Annotated in this window: 12 protein-coding genes; 6 read left to right on the forward strand and 6 right to left on the reverse strand. The window is 66.9% G+C overall.

Features of this window, described 5'->3' with window-relative positions; all coding sequences use genetic code 11:
- Positions 1–2 precede the first annotated feature (2 nt).
- Positions 3–566 carry a biotin transporter BioY gene (locus LC062_RS03940; RefSeq protein ID WP_224909692.1) on the reverse strand — a complete coding sequence of 188 codons (564 nt, stop codon included), beginning with the start codon at positions 564–566 and terminating at the stop codon, positions 3–5.
- 141 nt (positions 567–707) lie between these two features.
- Here LC062_RS03940 and LC062_RS03945 point away from each other — a divergent pair, with 141 nt between their 5' ends.
- From LC062_RS03945 to LC062_RS03960, 4 genes are all read left to right on the forward strand, one after another.
- Positions 708–2,120, forward strand: a complete 1,413-nt coding sequence (locus tag LC062_RS03945) for a helix-turn-helix domain-containing protein (RefSeq protein ID WP_224909693.1) — start codon at positions 708–710, stop codon at positions 2,118–2,120.
- Between the two features lie 106 nt (positions 2,121–2,226).
- Positions 2,227–2,706: an Lrp/AsnC family transcriptional regulator gene (locus LC062_RS03950; RefSeq protein WP_224909694.1), complete on the forward strand. Its 480-nt coding sequence runs from the start codon at positions 2,227–2,229 to the stop codon at positions 2,704–2,706.
- 244 nt (positions 2,707–2,950) lie between these two features.
- Positions 2,951–4,081 carry a saccharopine dehydrogenase family protein gene (locus tag LC062_RS03955; RefSeq protein ID WP_224909695.1) on the forward strand — a complete coding sequence of 377 codons (1,131 nt, stop codon included), beginning with the start codon at positions 2,951–2,953 and terminating at the stop codon, positions 4,079–4,081.
- 104 nt (positions 4,082–4,185) lie between these two features.
- Positions 4,186–6,081 (forward strand): potassium/proton antiporter, encoded by a 1,896-nt coding sequence (locus LC062_RS03960; protein ID WP_224909696.1) that lies wholly within the window; start codon positions 4,186–4,188, stop codon positions 6,079–6,081.
- Between the two features lie 221 nt (positions 6,082–6,302).
- Here LC062_RS03960 and LC062_RS03965 read toward each other — a convergent pair whose 3' ends face one another.
- The 3 genes from LC062_RS03965 to LC062_RS03975 form a co-directional block, all read right to left on the reverse strand.
- Positions 6,303–7,316 (reverse strand): ChaN family lipoprotein, encoded by a 1,014-nt coding sequence (locus LC062_RS03965; protein ID WP_224909697.1) that lies wholly within the window; start codon positions 7,314–7,316, stop codon positions 6,303–6,305.
- An 82-nt stretch (positions 7,317–7,398) separates the two neighbouring features.
- Entirely contained in the window at positions 7,399–8,592 is a 1,194-nt protein-coding gene (locus LC062_RS03970; protein ID WP_224909698.1) for an acetyl-CoA C-acyltransferase family protein, read from the reverse strand.
- 634 nt (positions 8,593–9,226) lie between these two features.
- Positions 9,227–10,726, reverse strand: a complete 1,500-nt coding sequence (locus tag LC062_RS03975; protein ID WP_224909699.1) for a CoA-acylating methylmalonate-semialdehyde dehydrogenase — start codon at positions 10,724–10,726, stop codon at positions 9,227–9,229.
- A 204-nt stretch (positions 10,727–10,930) separates the two neighbouring features.
- Here LC062_RS03975 and LC062_RS03980 point away from each other — a divergent pair, with 204 nt between their 5' ends.
- Positions 10,931–11,812, forward strand: a complete 882-nt coding sequence (locus tag LC062_RS03980; RefSeq protein ID WP_224909700.1) for a LysR family transcriptional regulator — start codon at positions 10,931–10,933, stop codon at positions 11,810–11,812.
- A 9-nt stretch (positions 11,813–11,821) separates the two neighbouring features.
- On the opposite strand, the gene LC062_RS03985 is transcribed toward LC062_RS03980, so the two are convergent.
- A complete protein-coding gene (locus tag LC062_RS03985; protein WP_224909701.1) occupies positions 11,822–12,682 on the reverse strand; it encodes a DMT family transporter in 861 nt (286 codons plus the stop codon).
- A gap of 120 nt (positions 12,683–12,802) precedes the next feature.
- On the opposite strand from LC062_RS03985, the gene LC062_RS03990 reads away from it, so the two are divergent.
- The gene (locus LC062_RS03990; RefSeq protein WP_224909702.1) at positions 12,803–14,221 is read left to right on the forward strand and encodes an aminotransferase-like domain-containing protein; all 1,419 of its coding nucleotides are present in this window, start codon (positions 12,803–12,805) and stop codon (positions 14,219–14,221) included.
- On the opposite strand, the gene LC062_RS03995 is transcribed toward LC062_RS03990, so the two are convergent.
- Complete coding sequence (locus LC062_RS03995; RefSeq protein ID WP_224909703.1) at positions 14,222–15,334, reverse strand: Gfo/Idh/MocA family protein; 1,113 nt, start codon at positions 15,332–15,334, stop codon at positions 14,222–14,224.
- Between the last annotated feature and the right edge of the window lie 135 nt (positions 15,335–15,469).

The following is a 15,469-nucleotide window of genomic DNA, read 5'->3' on the forward strand; positions in this document are numbered from 1 at the left end:
AATCAACGGGGCGCGGTGCGGTGCAGCGCGACGGCGATGGCCGCCGCGAGCAGCGCCTTGACGGCACCGCCCAGAACGAAGGGGTAGAGGCCCCAGGCGAGAATGGGCTTGTCGAACCCAAGGAGGGCGCCGAGCCACAGAAGTCCGGGAACGAACACCGCCGCCTCGGCGAGGATCGCCGCCGGCACCGCCCGCCACAACGACCGGGTCCACCCCTTGGCCGCGAACCAGCCGGCCAGCATGGCGGAGGCAAGGAAGCCCAGAAGGAAGCCGCCGGTCGGCCCCATCATGTAGGCAAGCCCGATCCCCTTTTCCGGTGTGCCGGAGAACACCGGAAAGCCGGCCGCCCCTTGCGCCAGATACAGCAGCACCGCCATGCCGGCGCGGGCCGGACCGAGCGTGAACCCGAGCACCAGAAGCGCCATGGTCTGCAGGGTCATCGGTACGGGATAGAAGGGCACACTGACCTTCGCCGACAGGGTGAGCAGCAGCGATCCGCCAACCACCAGCGCGGCGGTCTCGGCGAGCCGCCTCGGATGCGCACCGATTCCGGTGTTTTCAGCCATTCAGGGGGGTCTCCTCGTCCAATCGGACCCGGATTAGCGCGTTTCCCGGTCGAACGGGAGAGTTGAAAAAGCCGCAAAGCGAAAATAATCTATTTGCAAATCACAATCTGCAAATTTGCAAACATCGCGGACACCGTCAAGATGAAGAAGTTGTTTCTCGGCCGCCATATCCGCAGTCTGCGCGAGAAGGCAGCCATGACGCAACGGGATTTCGCCGAGCGTCTCGGCCTGTCGACCAGCTATGTCAATCAGCTGGAGAACAACCAGAGGCCGGTCTCCGCGCCGGTGCTGCTCAGCCTCAGCGAGCATTTCGACCTGGATCTGACCAGCTTGTCCGTCGATGACAACGACCGGCTGCTCGCCGCCTTGCGGGAGGTGTTCGCCGATCCGGTGCTGGCGGGCACGGCGCCCGGCTTGCAGGACTTCAAGATGCTGTGCCAGAGCACGCCGGACATCGCCCATGCGCTGGTGCGCCTGCATCAGGCCTATCGCCAGACCAGCGAGCAACTGGCCATGCTCGACGACACCCTGACCCGCGACGAAGCGCTCGCCCGGCCCACGCCTTACGAGGAAGTGCGCGACTTCTTCCATTTCGAGAACAACTACATTCACGAGCTGGACCTGGCCGCCGAAGCGCTGGCGGGCAAGCTCGCCTCGAACGGACGGCTGTTCGCCCGCGATCTCGCCCAGCATCTCGAAACGGTGCATGGGGTCACGGTGGAGCGGCAGAGAACCGGCAACGACCAGGGGCGGATCCGCAGTTTCGACCCGGCCACCCGCCGGCTCAGCCTCAACGAGGCGTTGCCGGAAGCGACCATCGTCTTTCAGCTCGGCCATCAGATCGCTCTTCTGGAAGCGGGCGAGATCATCGACACGGTGCTGGCCGGCGCCCGGTTTCAGACCGACGATGCGGTGCATGTGGCCAGGATCGGCCTTGCCAACGCCTTCGCTGGCGCGCTGGTGCTTCCCTACAAGGGCTTTCTCAACGCGGCGCAGGAAACCCGCCACGATCTCGACCTGATCGCCGACCGGTTCGGCGCGAGCCTGGAACAGGTGGCGCATCGGCTTTCCACCCTGCAACGGCCGAAGATGAAGGGCATCCCCTTCTTCTTCGCCCGGGTCGACCGGGCCGGCAACATCACCAAGCGGCACAGCGCCACCAAGCTGCAATTCGCCCGCTTCGGCGCCGCCTGCCCCTTGTGGAACGTGCATCGCGCCTTCGAGAGCCACGGCACCATCATCCGCCAACTGGCCGAGACCCCCGATGGCTCGCGCTACATCTCGCTGGCGGCGCAGATCATCAAGAAATCCGGCGGCTACAGCGGTCCGGTGCTGCATTATGCCATCACCCTTGGCGCCGATATCGCCCATGCGCGCGACATCATCTATTGCGACGACCTCGACCTGACCCGCGCCGCCGCCTTCGAGCCCATCGGCATCTCCTGCCGGATCTGCGAGCGGCTGACCTGCCCACAGCGCTCGATGCCGCCGCTCAACCGGGCGATTGCCATCGACCCCAACGACCGCCGACTGATCCCCTACGAGATCCGCTGATCCGCAGCCAACACGGCCGCGTGTCGTCCACCTCGGAACATCAGGACTTGCCATTGGCCCCGAAGTGTCATTTCGTCGGAGGATCCGACATTTTGACGAGGCCGCCATGACCGCCCCCCGCGATGCACTCGACCGCAAGCTGCTCGCCCTGTTGCAGATGAACGCGCGGGCGCCGACGTCCGATCTCGCCCGGCGGCTCGGCATCGCCCGCTCCACCGTGCATGAACGGATCGCCCGGCTGGAGCGCGAGGGCGTCATCACCGGCTACACCGCCCGGCTGGCGCGGGCGCCCAACCGGGAAATGGCGCGGGCACTGGTGATGCTGGCGGTGGAACAGCAGCAGGTGCGCGAGACGGTCAAGCGTCTGGAGACATTTCCGGAAATCCGCACCTGTCTGACCGTCTCCGGCGAGTTCGACCTTTTTCTGGTGGTGGAGGCGGAGCGGCTCGACCGACTTGACGAGGTGCTGGACGACATCGCCGTGACCCCAGGCGTGCGCCGCTCGCGCTCCTCCATCGTTCTGGCAACGAAATTCGACCGGGCCCCGGTGACGGAGCCCGCGCCGCAAGACACCCCGGCTTCCTGAGCTTTCACGCAACTCACCGGGCGCGACTCGCCGCGATCCGGCCCGCTTGACCCAAGCGGGGCAGCAGATATCCGCGACCCTATGACCGGCAATTTGCCTATTTGTCCGACTTTATGACGAATTCACGTACACTTCCGGCATTTTGTCATCTCCTCGGCGAACACCGCCCCCCGTACTCTTGGGAAGAGCCCCTTCAGAGGGAACGAACACGTGCGGGCACAAGCGCCCGAGGAGGAGACTGAAGATGAACAAATGGCCGGTTCTGATCGTCGGCGCAGGCAAGATCGGGCGCACCATCGCCGCGCTTCTGACCGACTGCGGCGACTACACCGTCACCCTTGCCGACCGCGATGCGGGCGCGCTGGCCACGGCCGCCCGGGCCGGAATGGCAACGATCGAGGTGGATGTGTCCGACGAGGACGCGCTGACCTCAGCGCTCGCCGGCAAGAAGGCGGTGCTCTCCGCCGCGCCGTTCTTCCTCACCTCGGTGATTGCCCGCGCCGCCAAGCGGGCCGGCACCCATTATTTCGACCTTACCGAGGATGTCGCCTCCACCAAAACCGTGCGCGCCCTGGCCGAGGGAGCGGAAATCGCCTTCGCACCGCAATGCGGCCTGGCGCCCGGGTTCGTCTCCATCGCCGGGCATGATCTGGCGCAGAAGTTCGACACGCTGGAAACGCTGACCATGCGGGTCGGCGCCCTGCCCCGCTATCCGACCAATGCGCTGAAGTACAATCTCACCTGGTCGACCGACGGCCTGATCAACGAATACTGCAACCCGTGCGAGGCCATCGTCGACGGCGCGCCGATGCTGCTGGCACCGCTGGAAGGCTATGAGACCTTCTCGCTCGACGGGGTTCACTACGAGGCGTTCAACACCTCCGGCGGGCTCGGCTCGCTCACCGAGACGCTCGCCGGCAAGGTGCGCAGCCTGCGTTATCTGACGGTCCGCTATCCCGGCCACCGCGACATCATGCGCATGCTGCTACAGGATCTCGGTCTGGAGGACCGGCGCGACCTGATGCGCGACGTTCTGGAAACCGCCGTACCGATGACCAAACAGGATGTGGTGCTGATCTTCATCACCGCCTCCGGCCTGCGCGGCGACCAGCGCGAACAGATCTCCTCGGTCTACCGGGTCACCTCGCGGGAGATGGCCGGCGAGACCTGGAGCGCGATCCAGACGACCACGGCGGCCGGGATCTGCGCCACGCTCGATCTGATGCGTGCCGGACAGATCCCCGCGCGTGGGTTCCTGCGCCAGGAAACCATCCCGCTCGACCTCTTCCTCGCCAACCGGTTTGGCCGGGTCTATGCCGGCAACGGGGACGGCGGCAGCCAGCACACGGACGAGGAGAAACGCAAGGCCGCCTGACGGGAACGCACACCAGCGGGCTGGCGTTTGGCCTATAGTGAGAGGATCAATCCGATTCCTCGTCACGGGCGCGGGTTTCCCGCGCCGGAAGGCCCACGCCGCCGATGCTCGAAACGCTCAATCTGGTGATCCTGATTGCCGCCGGCCTCGTCGCCGTGTCGGTGTTCACATCGCTGATCAGCTTTCGGGTTGGCGCGCCCTTGCTGCTCGTTTTCCTCCTCGTCGGCCTCGCGGCCGGCGAGGACGGCCCCGGCGGCATCGAATTCGCCGATACCCGCACCGCCTATTTCATCGGCTCCATCGCGCTGGCGATCATTCTGTTCGACAGCGGGTTTCGCACCCGCTTCGCCACCTTCCGCCTCGCGGCCTTTCCGGCGCTGACGCTGGCGACCGTGGGGGTGGCCGTTACCGCCGGGCTTGTCGGCCTCGCCGCCCATTTCCTGTTTGATTGGCCGTGGATCGAGGGCCTGCTGCTCGGGGCCATCGTCGGTTCGACCGACGCGGCGGCGGTGTTTTTTCTGCTGCGGGTCGGCGGCATCCACTTGCGCGAGATGATCTCGGCGACGCTGGAGGTGGAATCGGGCTCGAACGACCCGATGGCGATCTTCCTCACCGTCACGCTCGTCGGCATGATCGTCGCCGGCACCAGCGGCGAGGACGCCGGGCTCGGCCTGCTCGCCGAGTTCGCCCAGCAGATGGGCATCGGCCTGATCGCCGGCCTTGCCGGTGGCTATGCCATCGTCCAGCTGGTGAACCGGGTCAATCTGGAACCGGCGCTTTATCCGATCGTCGTGCTGGCGCTGGCGCTGGCCCTGTCCGGCGCCACGTCGCTCGCCGGCGGCAGTGGCTTTCTCGCCGTCTACGTGGCCGGCATCCTGTGCGGCAATGTGCGGATGCGGCAACAGCCGGCGCTGAAGAACTTCCAGGGCGGCATGACCTGGCTCGGCCAGATCGGCATGTTCGTCACCCTCGGCCTGTTGGCAACCCCCTCCCAGTTCGGCGAGGTGGCCCTGCCCGGCTTCACCCTCGCCGCCGTCCTGATCTTCATCGCCCGGCCGATCGCCGTCTGGCTCTGCCTGTTGCCCTTCGGCTTCACCCGGGCGGAGATCGCCTTCGTCTCCTGGGTGGGCCTGCGCGGCGCGGTGTCGATCCTGCTGGCGATCCTGCCGCTGATCGGCGGGCTCGCCAATGCCCAGACGATCTTCAACATCACCTTCCTGATCGTCCTGACCTCGCTGGTGTTGCAGGGTTGGACCATCCGCCCGCTGGCGCTCTGGCTGCGGCTGATCGTGCCGCCGCGCATGGGGCCGGTGGACCGGATCGAGCTGGAACTGCCCGGCGGACAGGATCACGAGCTGGTGGGCTACCGGGTGCACCCGGGCAGTGCGGTGGCGCGCGGCGGGCGCATCCCCCGCTGGGCGCGGCCGGTCCTGATCCTGCGTGACGGCCAGAGCCTGCGCCCCCAGAAGGCCGGGCGGCCGCAGCCGGGCGACCAGCTCTACATTCTCACCACCGCCCGGCAGGTTCCCGCGCTCGACGCCCTGTTCGCCGGCGCCGCCCATGAAGGACACGACCCGGCGCTGTTCGGCGACTTCCCGCTCGATCCGGACGCGCTGCTCTCCGATGTCGGCGCGGTCTACGGCTTTCATGTGCGCAAGGAGGACGCGGGACTGAGCTTGCGCGACTACATGCGGCGGGAGTTGGGGGACGATGTCGAGCCGACCGACCGTGTCGCCCATGGCGCCATCGACCTCGTGGTGCGGGCCATCGATCACGACCATGCCATCACCGAAATCGGCCTGTCGGTCGAGCATGTGGAGCCTCAGGAGCCGGTGCTGCCGTTCTTCTTCTCCCGCGACGACGTGGCCCGCGTCAGCCGCCGCGCGATCTCAAGGGTGCGGATGCGCCGGGCACGCGGCAAGGTCATCGCCCGCCGCCGCGCGTCCTTCGACACGCCCGCACAGCAAAAGGACACGGAAACGGACAGCGACAAAAACTGAAGGCGTTCAGCTACTCTGCCGTCCGGGTGCTGACGAAGGGCAAAGACGCCTCCCGCGTCATCCCGGGCAAGCTTTAGCGCGACCCGGGATCGGGGAGCCGAAAGGTGTGCGTTTTCAATCGGCAGGATCCGAGAAGCCGTGCCTCGCCGATCCCGGCTCGCCGCGTGCGCGGCGTCCGGGAGGACGCGAAGGGCGGGGCCCTGCCATCACGCTCCGGCGGATCACTCCGCCGCTTTCGGCTTCTTCTTCCCCAGCTTGTCGAAGCGGGCGCTCAGCTCCTTGCACGGATCCTTGCGCGCGCCGCGCGGCGTGAACCACAGGTAATCATAAGGCGCCGCCGTGCCATCCTCTGGCACCGCATAGGCCGCCGGGTCCGTCTCGCCGGCGGCGACCTCGATAAAGGCGATGGTCACCAGCCCGGCCGAGGGCGCGCGCCAGCGCAAATAGCGCGGCACCGCCAGATCGGCACGCACATGGCCAGCGCCGGCGATCAGCACCGCACCATCGGCCCCTTCGCCCGCCGCCGCCAGCATGGCATTGGCGAGCCCGGCATCGCGCAGACGCTGGACATTGGCCATCGGCACCAGCGCTTCCCTGGGCATCATTTCGCAATGGCCCTCAAAGAGGGTCTGCAACAGCCGCGCGTCGGCGGCCTCCCCCAGCGGCTGGTCGAGCGCCATCTTGGCAAGCGCCTCCTCGCCGAGGCTGGAAAACCCGTCGCGGCTGACCTCCACACGCTGTTTCTTCGGCACGTCCCCGGCGATGATCGGCAGGTCGACCTCCATCGCCGCCGCGATCACCGGTTGATAAATGCGATAATCGGGCCAGCCGAGTTCCGCCCAGCCGACCGCCGCGCCGAACCCGTCCGGCGTCGGTTCCTTTTCCGCCAGATAGTCATCGATCCGCGCCTGACGATCACCGGGCAGCATCTCCAGCACCGCCGCCGGCTTGCGACCCGAGGCGGTGACGGCGGACAGGACAAAGGCCTGAAGCGCGTGGTGATCCGGGTTGTCATGGATCTCGCCCAGAAGGACGAAGCTCGCCGCGACCGCCGCCCGGGAGACCTCCTTCGGCGTGATGAAGCTCTTGTCCGCCACCGACCAGATGCGCCCGACAAGCGGATGCCCGGCCTCGCCGGCCAGAGTGAACGAGGGCGGCGCGGGCTCCTCGGCACGCACGGCACCGGCAACAAGACACGCACCGGCAACCAGCGCCGCGGCAAGGGATCTGATCACGAAAGCTACTCCGCTATGACATCCGACCATCGAAGGACCGGCGGCGCCCCTCCCCCCGCGCAAGCGGGCGCCGCCACGCCCATCAGGCCGCGCTGAGGTTCTCCAGCGCCAGGGCGATGCCCTGACCGCCGCCGATGCACATGGTGACGAGGCCGTAGCGCCCACCGGTACGCTCAAGCTCGTACATGGTCTTCACCGTGATGATACAGCCGGTGGCGCCGACCGGGTGGCCAAGCGCGATGGCCCCGCCATTAGGGTTGACCCGGTCAGAGGGGAAGCCCAGCTCCCGCATCACCGCACAGGCCTGCGCCGCGAACGCCTCGTTGGATTCGATCACGTCGAAATCCGCCGGGCTCATGCCGGTCTTCTGCAGCAGCTTCTGCACCGCCGGGATCGGGCCGATGCCCATCACATCCGGCGCCACGCCCGCATGGGCATAGCCGATCAGCCGGGCCATCGGCCTCAGTCCACGCCGCTTCGCCGTCTCCCGGTCGGCCAGCACCACCGCCGCAGCGCCGTCGTTCAGGCCGGAGGAATTGCCAGCGGTCACCGAGCCGTCCTTGCGGAACACCGGGCGCAGGGCGCTCAGCGTCGAGGGCGAGGTGTCGGCGCGCACATGCTCGTCGGTGTTGAACTTGATGGTGTTACGGCCCACCTTCACATCCAGCGGCAGGATCTGCTCGCTGAAGCGCCCGTCGCGAATGGCGATCCCGGCCCGGTGCTGGCTGTCGACCGCCAGCGCGTCCTGGGCCTCGCGGCTGATGTTGTAGCGCTCGGCCACGTTTTCCGCCGTGATGCCCATATGGCCACCGCCGAACGGATCGTTCAGCGCGCCGAGCATCATGTCATGCATCACCGCATCGCCCATCTTGACGCCGAAACGGGCGCCGGGGCTGGAGAACGGTGCGCGGCTCATGGATTCCGCGCCGCCGGCCAGAGTGATATCGGCATCGCCCAACAGGATCGACTGGGCGGCGGACACGATCGCCTGCGCGCCAGATCCGCACAGCCGGTTCAACGTCAGCGCCGGCGTCTCGACCGGAATGCCGGCGTCAACGGCGGCAACCCGGGCCAGATACATATCACGCGGCTCGGTGTTGATCACATGCCCGAACACCACATGCTCGATCTCTTCCGCCCCGACCCCGGAGCGGCGAATGGCCTCCGCCGTCACCTTGCCGGCCAACTCGCAGGGCGGCACGGACTTCAGGGAACCGCCAAAACTGCCAATCGCCGTGCGCACGCCCGACACAAGAACCACTTCACGCTGCGTCATTGATCCCTCACCTGTTTTATCCTTCCGAACGCCATCCTCGCGCACGATTGACCTGAACGTAACCTCCGTAACGACGAAGCGCAAACCCGATGTTGCACCGCCAAACAAAACGCAAAGAGGGCGGGAGCATGCGCTCCCACCCTCTGATCCGGATCACCCGAACCGGGTAGACTTGGTACGATGGCGTCACGTTTTACGTGTCACCACAAGGTAAGGAACTCCCTCCCGCGTCATCCCGGGCAAGCCTTGGCGCGACCCGGGATCGGGGAGCCGAAAGACTCGCGTTTTCATAGGGCTGGAGCCGACAGGCCGTGCCTCGCCGATCCCGGCTCGCCGCTTTGCTGCGTCCGGGAGGACGCCCACAGGGGCTTCGTCCTCGTATTTCGGACAGGCTGACGCCCGCTTACCCTCGACCGCGTTCGCCCCTTCGATCACGCCACCGGCATGATCGATCCGGCCCTTTCTTGAGCGATCAACTCGCCCGTCCCGGAAAGGGCTGGGACGGGTTGATCTTGTGGGCCCGACCGGCTGGCGGTCCGGGCGCGGGCTGACGCCCGCTTACCCTCGACCGCGTTCGCCCCTTCGATCATGCCACCGGCATGATCGATCCGGCCCTGGCGGGCCGGACCGGGGCTCACTTCATCGTCGGAATGACGAATTCGGCGCCTTCCTTCATGCCGCTCGGCCAGCGCGAGGTGACCGTCTTGGTTCGCGTGTAGAAGCGGAACGCATCCGGGCCGTGCTGGTTGAGATCGCCGAAGCCGGACCGCTTCCAGCCACCGAAGGTGTGGTAGGCGAGCGGCACGGGGATCGGCACGTTGATGCCGACCATGCCGATGTTGATGCGGCTGGCGAAGTCGCGCGCGGTGTCGCCATCGCGGGTGTAGATCGCGGTGCCATTGCCGTATTCATGGCTCATCGGCAGATCGATCGCCTCGGCATAATCCTTGGCGCGGACCACCGACAGCACCGGGCCGAAGATCTCGTCCTTGTAGATCGACATGTCCTTGGTGACATTGTCGAACAGGCAGCCGCCCATGAAGTAGCCGTTCTCATAGCCCTGCATGGTGAAGTCGCGGCCATCGACCGCGAGCGTTGCGCCGTCCTTGATGCCCTGCTCCACCAGCCCGAGCACGCGCTCGCGCGCCTGCGCCGTGACCAGCGGACCGAAGTCGACATCGTTGCCAGCGGTGTACGGTCCGATCTTCAGGTTTTCCACCCGCGGGATCAGTCGCTCCATCAGCGCGTTGGCCGCAGCCTCGCCCACCGGAACGGCGACGGAAATCGCCATGCAGCGCTCGCCTGCGGCGCCATAGCCGGCGCCGATCAGCGCATCGGCGGCCTGATCCATGTCCGCATCCGGCATGATGATCATGTGGTTCTTGGCACCGCCGAAGCACTGCACCCGCTTGCCGTTGGCACAGCCACGCGAATAGACGTACTCGGCAATCGCCGTGGAGCCGACGAAACCGACCGCCATGATGTCCGGATCGTCGAGCACGCCGTCGACCGCTTCCTTGTCTCCGTTGACGACATTGAGGATGCCAGCGGGAAGACCGGCCTCAAGCATCAGCTCGGCCAGCATCATCGGCACGGACGGATCGCGCTCCGACGGCTTCAGGATGAAGGCATTGCCGGCGGCAATCGCCGGGCAGAACTTCCACATCGGGATCATCGCCGGGAAGTTGAACGGCGTGATGCCGGCAACGACACCCAGCGGCTGGCGCATGGAATACATGTCGATGCCCGGGCCGGCGCCCTCGGTGAACTCACCCTTCAGCAGATGCGGCGCACCGATGCAGAACTCGGCAACCTCAAGGCCACGGATCACGTCGCCCTTGGCATCCGGGATGGTCTTGCCATGCTCGCGGCTCAGCGCCTCGGCCAGCTTGTCCATGTCGCGGTGCAGCAGATCGACGAACTTCATCAGAACGCGAGCGCGCTTCTGCGGGTTCTGCGCGGCCCAGGCCGGCTGTGCCGCCGCCGCGTTCTCCACCGCTGCGCGCAGCTCGTCCTTGCTCGCCAGCGCCACCTTGGCCTGAACCTCACCGGTCGCCGGATTGTAGACATCCGCGAACCGTCCCGACGTGCCGGCAACATGCTTGCCGCCGATGAAATGTCCAATCGTTTCCATGGATCGCTCTCTCCCTGTCTCCATCCCGGTCGGATCGCCCGGACGGCTTGCAAATTCTCGTGCCCCGCATGTCACGCGACATGCCGAGGCGACCCCATGTTGATGCCTTCGTTTTTTGTCTTTCGCAATAGACGCATTGCCGCAACCGTTGTGCGTAAATTATAGTCGCATCCTCGATATCGTTGAACCGACAGGCACTCTTTCATGAACTGGGACGACTTGCGCATCTTCCTCGCGGTGGCCCGCGCCGGCCAGCTCCTGGCCGCCGCCCGCGCGCTTGGGGTCAATCATGCCACGGTCGCCCGGCGGCTGTCGGCACTGGAGGAGGATCTGGCGGTGAAGCTGGTGGACCGGCGCACCACCGGGTCCCTGCTTACCCCTGCGGGCGAGCGGTTCCGGGCAACGGCTGAACGGATCGAGGCGGAGATGCTCGGCGCCCGGGCCGATATCGGCGGCGGCGACATCGCCATTTCCGGCACGGTGCGGATCGGCGCGCCGGACGGCTTCGGTGTCGCCTTTCTCGCCCCCCGGCTCGGCACGCTGGCCGCGCGGCATCCGGATCTGACGTTGCAACTGGTGCCGGTGCCCCGGGCCGTGTCGCTGTCGCGGCGCGAGGCGGATATCGCCATCACCGTCGAACGACCGGAACATGGCCGGCTGGTCGCCCGCAAGCTGGTCGACTACAGCCTCGGGCTTTATGCCTCCAAGGCCTATCTGGAACGGGCGGGCATGCCGGAGACGGCGCAGGACCTGCGCGCGCATGCGCTGGTCGGCTATGTGGAGGATCTGGTTTACGCCTCCGCCCTTGCCTATGCGGATGAGATCGACCGGGCGTTCCGCCCCCGGTTCGAGATCGCCTCGGCGCTCGGCCAGACCGAGGCGGTGCGGGCCGGCGCCGGCATCGGCATCCTTCATGCTTTCATCGCCCGGCGCGATCCGGATCTTGTCCCGGTGCTGCCGGAGAAACGAATTTCCCGCAGCTACTGGCTGGTGCTGCATGAGAGCTTGCGCGAGATGCGAAGGGTGCGCGTCGTTGCCGATTTCATCGCCAACGCGGTGGAGCGGGAGCGGACAAGCTTCACCTGACCTGAGCTTTTATGCGTAGCGGCGCGCGCCGACGACACAGGCAACGACGAAGCCGGTCACGGCGATCATCGACGGCACCACCGCCTCCCCAAGCAGCCAGCCGGCCAGCAGGAGGCCGAAGAACGGCTGCAGCAGCTGAAGCTGGCCAACCCCGGCAATACCGCCCAGCGCCAGCCCGCGATACCAGAAGAAGAAACCGACCAGCATCGAGAACACCGAGACATAGCCAAGACCGATCCAGGCGGGAACGGCAATGCCGGCCAGGGTCGGCGGCTGGGTGAGGAGCGCCAGCGCCAGCATCGGCGGCAGCGAGAAGACCAGCGCCCAGCAGATCACCTGCCAGCCGCCGAGATGCCGCGCGAGCCTGGCACCTTCCGCGTAGCCGTAGCCGCAGACGAGAATGGCAGCGAGCATCAGCAGATCACCGGTCAGCGATACCGAGCCGCCTTCGCGCAGGGCGAACAACGCCACCGCCAGCGCCCCGGCGCAGGAAAAGCCCCAGAACAGCGGGCGCGGCCGCTCGCCGCCGCGCAGCACGCCGAAAATAGCGGTCGCCAGCGGCAGCAGGCCGATGAACACCGTCGAATGGGCCGCCGTGACCTCTTGTAGCGCAATCGCCGTCAGCAGCGGAAAACCGACGACAACGCCGAGCGCCACCAGCATCAGCGGCAGCACATCGCCGCGCCGTGGCCACGCCTGACGCAGAGCGATCAACACCAGACCGCCGATCAGCGCCGCCAAAACGGCCCGGGCCGAGGTGAGGAAGACCGGGCTGAACCCACCGACCGCCGCCCGGGTTGCCGGCAGCGAGCCGCTGAAGATGAGCACGCCAAGGAGACCATTGCCCCAGGCCGTGAAGGATGACTGCATGACCGCACTCCTGTCCGCCGAGCCCACGGTGTGGCGCAATCGGGCTGGCGGAACCAGAGACAGATCCATACAATCTTGCCAAACTGTACTGGCGCAACGGGCCACACGATCGGAACCAGCATGAACCGCAGCACCCGGACGGAGACGGTGATGACCGCGATCCGCAAGCAGATCGAGACACGGGCGCTGACGCCGGGCGAGCGCCTGCCCTCGATCCGGGCCTTTGCCACCACCATGCGGGTTTCGCCCTCGACCGTGGTGGACGCCTATGACCGGCTCGCCGCCGAGGGGCTGATCCAGGCCCGGCGCGGCTCCGGCTTCTTCGTCCGCGACACGCCGCAGCCGCTGCGGATCGCGCGCGGCGGGCCGCAGTTCGACCGCGCCATCGACCCGTTCTGGATTTCCCGGCAATCGCTCGACGCGGATCCGCAGTTGCCCAAGCCCGGTTGCGGCTGGCTGCCGCCGGACTGGATGCCGACCGCATCGCTACGGCGCGCCCTGCGCACGCTTGCCCGGGCCGAAGACGGAACGCTGACCGACTACGGCAGCGCGCAGGGACCGGCCGCGCTGCGGCGACTGGTGGCCCGCGACCTTCTGGAACAGGGGCTGGAGGTTCCCCCCGACCGGATCCTCCTGACCGGGTCCGGGTCGCAATCGATGGATCTGATCTGCCGCCTGCTGCTACGCCCCGGCGATACGGTGCTGGTCGACGATCCCTGCTACTTCAACTTCCAGGCCCTGCTTCGGGCACATCAGGTGCAACTGGTCGCCGTGCCCTACACCCCGCAAGGCCCGGACCTGGAGCGCTTTGCCGAACGTCTGGAGACGGCGGCCCCGCGCCTTTACCTGACCAACTCGGCCCTGCACAATCCGACCGGCGCCACCTTGTCGGCGCAGACCGCGCACCGGGTGCTGATGCTCGCCGCACACCATGATCTCACCATCATCGAGGATGACATCCTCGCCGCCTTCGAGCCGGAGCCCGCGCCACGCCTTGCCGCGCTCGACGGGCTGGAACGGGTGATCCGCATCGGCAGCTTTTCCAAGACGCTCTCCGCCTCCATGCGCTGCGGCTACATCGCCGCGCGGCCCGAGTGGATTGCCGCGCTGATCGACCTGCAGGTGGCGACGAGTTTCGGCGGCCCGAGCCCGATGGCAACCGACCTGACCTTCTCGGTCCTGTCGGACGGCGGCTACCGCAAGCACATGGCAGCCTTGCGCACCCGCCTCGCCCGCGCCCGCAAGGATGCCGTGACCCGGCTTGGCGCGCTCGGCATCACCCCGTGGATCCTGCCGCGCGGCGGCTTCTATCTCTGGTGCTGTCTGCCCGAAGGGTTGGACGGTGCCGATGTCGCCCGCGCGGCTCTGAAGGAAGAGCTCGTGCTGGCGCCCGGAAACGCCTTCAGCGTCAGCCGCAGCCTGCCCGGGTTCATGCGCTTCAATGTCAGCCAGATGGGCGGTCTTGAGGTCGATGCCGTGCTAGCCCGGGCGCTGAACTCGGCGCGCGAGATGGCACGGCAGCGCTCTGGTGACGGCTGATCAGCCCACCTCCTGCCAGGTGCCGCTTTCAAACGCCCGCGCCGCCGCATGCACCGTACGTTCAATGGCCAGCCCGTCCGCGAAGGTGATGGCGGTGGCCGTCTCCCCGGCGATCAGGCGGATCAACTCCCGGCACTCGATCACCTTCAGATCGTTGAAGCCAAGACCGTGACCGGGCGCGGGAATGAACTGACCATAGGGCGCATGCGCCGGACCGGCCAGGGTTCGGGTGTAGCCCTGTTCCGCCTCGGGTCCGGCGGCGCGATAGACCTCGACCTCGTTCATGCGCTCCTGATCGTAGAGGATCGAGCCCTTCGAGCCGAAGATCTGCAGGGCGATGCGGCCTTTCCGCCCCCAGGCGGAGCGGTTGACCAGAAGGCTCGCCTGCATGCCGTTTTCCAGCCGCAGCAGCAGATTGGCCATGTCATGGGTCTCCACGACACGCGGATTGCCTTTATCCTGCCGGGTCGCGTAGGGCCGCCCCATGTCGCAGAACACCCGGGCGACATTGCCAAACAGGCGCTGGATCAGCGACAGCGGATGCACGGCGAAATCATCGAGCGCGCCATAGCCGGAGGCCGCAGCGCTTTTCCAGTGGAACGGCGCCTCCGGGTCGGCCATGAAATCCTCGTCCATCTCCGCGCGCACCTGGAACGGGGTGCCGATGGCTCCCTCCTCCAGCAACCGGCCGATCTGGCGAAACACCGGGTTCTGGATGTAGTTGTAACCAAGCAGCGCCACCCGGCCCGAGGCCACTGCGGCCGCGCTCATGCGCTGCGCATCGGCGAGCGCCGGCGCCATCGGCTTTTCGCACCACACATGCTTGCCGGCCTCAAGCGCGGCAATCGCCATCTCAGGATGGAACTCGTTCGGGGTGGTGATCGACACCACATCCACCGCCGGATCGGCGACCAGCGCCCGCCAGTCGGCGGTGGCGCGGGCAAAGCCGAAGGCCTCCGCCTTCTCCCGCGCCAGTTCCGGCGTCACCTCGCACAGGAGTTCCAGACGCGGGCGGGCGACATCGCCGAAAACACCCTTGACCGCGTTCCAGGCAAGCGCGTGACACTTGCCCATGTATCCGGTTCCGATCAGACCGACGCCGAGAGAAGTCATGCCAAGCCTTTCCGCCGGTGGTCGCCGCCATCACCCGGCGACGAAAGATGTTCAAAAGCCGATTTTTGCCCGGGCCGCGCGCCGGGCCCCTTGCACGAATGAAACGTGAATTCTATACATCGGTCAATATGGAAT

This window comes from Stappia indica, assembly GCF_020177335.1.
Classification (GTDB): Bacteria; Pseudomonadota; Alphaproteobacteria; order Rhizobiales; family Stappiaceae; genus Stappia; species Stappia indica_B.

Excerpts from the sequence above, each read along its gene's own strand:
- LC062_RS03940 (WP_224909692.1), bottom strand. The coding sequence starts at position 566 with ATGGCTGAAAACACCGGAATCGGTGCGCATCCGAGGCGGCTCGCCGAG.
- LC062_RS03945 (WP_224909693.1), top strand. The coding sequence starts at position 708 with ATGAAGAAGTTGTTTCTCGGCCGCCATATCCGCAGTCTGCGCGAGAAG.
- LC062_RS03950 (WP_224909694.1), top strand. The coding sequence starts at position 2,227 with ATGACCGCCCCCCGCGATGCACTCGACCGCAAGCTGCTCGCCCTGTTG.
- LC062_RS03955 (WP_224909695.1), top strand. The coding sequence starts at position 2,951 with ATGAACAAATGGCCGGTTCTGATCGTCGGCGCAGGCAAGATCGGGCGC.
- LC062_RS03960 (WP_224909696.1), top strand. The coding sequence starts at position 4,186 with ATGCTCGAAACGCTCAATCTGGTGATCCTGATTGCCGCCGGCCTCGTC.
- LC062_RS03970 (WP_224909698.1), bottom strand. The coding sequence starts at position 8,592 with ATGACGCAGCGTGAAGTGGTTCTTGTGTCGGGCGTGCGCACGGCGATT.
- LC062_RS03975 (WP_224909699.1), bottom strand. The coding sequence starts at position 10,726 with ATGGAAACGATTGGACATTTCATCGGCGGCAAGCATGTTGCCGGCACG.
- LC062_RS03980 (WP_224909700.1), top strand. The coding sequence starts at position 10,931 with ATGAACTGGGACGACTTGCGCATCTTCCTCGCGGTGGCCCGCGCCGGC.
- LC062_RS03985 (WP_224909701.1), bottom strand. The coding sequence starts at position 12,682 with ATGCAGTCATCCTTCACGGCCTGGGGCAATGGTCTCCTTGGCGTGCTC.
- LC062_RS03990 (WP_224909702.1), top strand. The coding sequence starts at position 12,803 with ATGAACCGCAGCACCCGGACGGAGACGGTGATGACCGCGATCCGCAAG.
- LC062_RS03995 (WP_224909703.1), bottom strand. The coding sequence starts at position 15,334 with ATGACTTCTCTCGGCGTCGGTCTGATCGGAACCGGATACATGGGCAAG.